Below are 2,294 nucleotides of genomic sequence, written 5' to 3'. Positions count from 1 at the left end.
CTCTAAGTTGTTTAGGGATAGATACAGACACACATAATGCTTCAATTTTAGCGACTACATAGTCCCCCGCCTCAGATTCACTAATAGAATGGTCTGCACCCATAGCAATCGCAATATCGATAAACTTGTCTGGGCAACTAGTACTATTCCACCTCATCACATGAGAAAACATAACTGCATTACTAACACCGTGAGATAAATGGAATCTACCACCAAGCGGATACGCAAGCGCGTGTACAGCTCCAACGCCAGCATTACCAAAAGCTAACCCCGCCATTAAACTAGCTGTAGCCATTTTTTTCACGTGCGGCTATATTGGTAGGCTCTTGATAAGCAATGGGCAATGCATCAACGATCATTCGGATTGCAGCAATGGATAAAGATTTAGTGATTTCGGAAGCAAAATTAGATAAGTAACTCTCTACTGCGTGTACTAGCGCATCAACGCCACTTGCAGCAGTAACAAATTCTGGGCAGCTTAGTGTTAGCTCAGGAGCGACAATAGCAACATCTGGTAGTAGCTCATTACTTACTATGCCTTTTTTAATCTGTGCTTGAACATCCAACAATATTGATATGTTAGTAACTTCAGAGCCTGTTCCTGCTGTTGTTGGCATACAAATTAAAGGGATTTTCCGAGGCACTACTTTATCCTCACCGAATAACTCGTTTAACGATCTTGTTTCACCACTATAAATCGCAACGGCTTTTGCCGTGTCCATTGCGCTACCACCTCCTATAGCAATAACCCCATCACACTGGTTTTCTTCGAAAGTCCCACAGCAAGCCTCAACAATGTGGGTTTCTGGCTCTGCTGAAATATCACTGTAAATAAATATATTTTCAACACCGTTTGATTTGAGATTATCAATTACTGGTTGAATAATACCGGCGTCTTTGACACCTTTATCCGTTACAATTAACGGTCTTTTTACATTTAAGCTAGCCATCTCTTCAGGTAGCAGATAACTAGAGTTCTCACCTGTCAACAATCGACGAGCAGTTTTAAAGATTTGAACGTTATCAGTATTCATCAATTTACCTCGAGTATTTGTAAGTTAAACTCTAGTAACATTGATGCAATCTACGTACCAAACTTATTAAAAAAAATATAAGCAATTGATAAAAAAAGATTAAATTAATTAAAACGATTACAAAGCCTATTAATTATGATGAATAAAATCATCACTAATATTTATTTTATGATTTTATTCATCAGATAAGACTGAGTGTTGAAATAAAACTATTCATAAGATTGCAAATCCTACAAAAAAATAAACCGCCCTACTTTATAGTTAAGGCGGTTTAACAAGTTTAGGCTGAACTGTAGTGGTCAACTAAACTAGGACACCTGATAAGTGTAGTGGCGGATGATCTTCGCGAACCTTGCTTCTCATAATGATATTGTCCATATTTCTATAGAGTTATAACCAGCGTTGTAGCTTAGCTCATAAAAATAGTTTTTTTAGTATGAGGTGAGAAGCCTAGCTCAGTCACTAAAACAACCTTTTTCACTTAGCAGTCGAAAAACCTTATCTATTTCTTCCAAGATTTTATCTGCCATCGTGCCTTCATTTATCATTAACCATGCCTCACTCGAACCTTTCCAGTCCTGCGGATCAAAGTAGTAGTAAGCAGGCCACTGAGCAGAGGAGCTCACTTTTTTTATCAGTTAGCATCGTATTCAGTACAGTTTTCATAGTTTCTGTATGTGGACACGCTTTCGCGGCTTCTACAGAAGTGAACTTAATTCCTAGAATTGGACGATCAAACCCTGCATTATCAAACTCGAAGCAAACCCATGCCTTATTATAGCCAGGAATTATGAATCTAATTTGTTCGTATCTTCTGCCCTCGCCGATATAACTAATATCTAATTCATAATCAGTTTTTTTTATATTTTGCTAACAAATCTATTTTTAACTTAGCTATCAGCTCTTTCTTCATTCGATCTACAGTGTTAGATACCTTGATACTGGCATCAATAGTAGCCGCATTTTTTTTAATAATATCTAAAACTGCATTATCTTCGTTCATATCTTCTATCCCCATAAACTGTTTCTGAACAAACTTAGTTAGCTGTGCAATAAATTCACTGACACTATGATTTTGGCATTCTACTTGACACGCTTTGAGCCAACTAATCAGACCGCTAAATCTAAGATGACTATATTGATTGCTGGTTATCCAACCTTCTAAAGTTTTAGTATCAACGCTATACTCACTTGGTACGTCATTATCTTCGTTTAGATAAACAAGATGCCAAAGCTTATGTTTTCTATTTTTAAGTTCAA

Annotated in this window: 3 protein-coding genes and 1 pseudogene; all 4 read right to left on the bottom strand. The window is 37.0% G+C overall.

The features are described 5' to 3' along the window. On the bottom strand, positions 1-295 hold a 295-nt coding region (locus TT11_RS16460; RefSeq protein WP_261871187.1), incomplete at its 3' end, for an iron-containing alcohol dehydrogenase. After that, complete coding sequence (locus TT11_RS16455; protein ID WP_261871186.1) at positions 282-1,034, bottom strand: iron-containing alcohol dehydrogenase family protein; 753 nt, start codon at positions 1,032-1,034, stop codon at positions 282-284. The genes TT11_RS16455 and TT11_RS16460, both read right to left, overlap by 14 nt. Before the next feature lie 455 nt (positions 1,035-1,489). Beyond that, complete coding sequence (locus TT11_RS16450; RefSeq protein WP_261871185.1) at positions 1,490-1,660, bottom strand: hypothetical protein; 171 nt, start codon at positions 1,658-1,660, stop codon at positions 1,490-1,492. Positions 1,661-1,884: 224 nt separating this feature from the next. Then, a pseudogene (locus TT11_RS16445) lies at positions 1,885-2,294 on the bottom strand (hypothetical protein); the annotation flags it as partial.

The organism is Psychrobacter sp. JCM 18901, from assembly GCF_000586435.1.
Classification (GTDB): domain Bacteria; phylum Pseudomonadota; class Gammaproteobacteria; order Pseudomonadales; family Moraxellaceae; genus Psychrobacter.
Note: the sequence above shows the minus strand (reverse complement) of the source record. Positions and strands in the feature narration are given on the sequence as shown.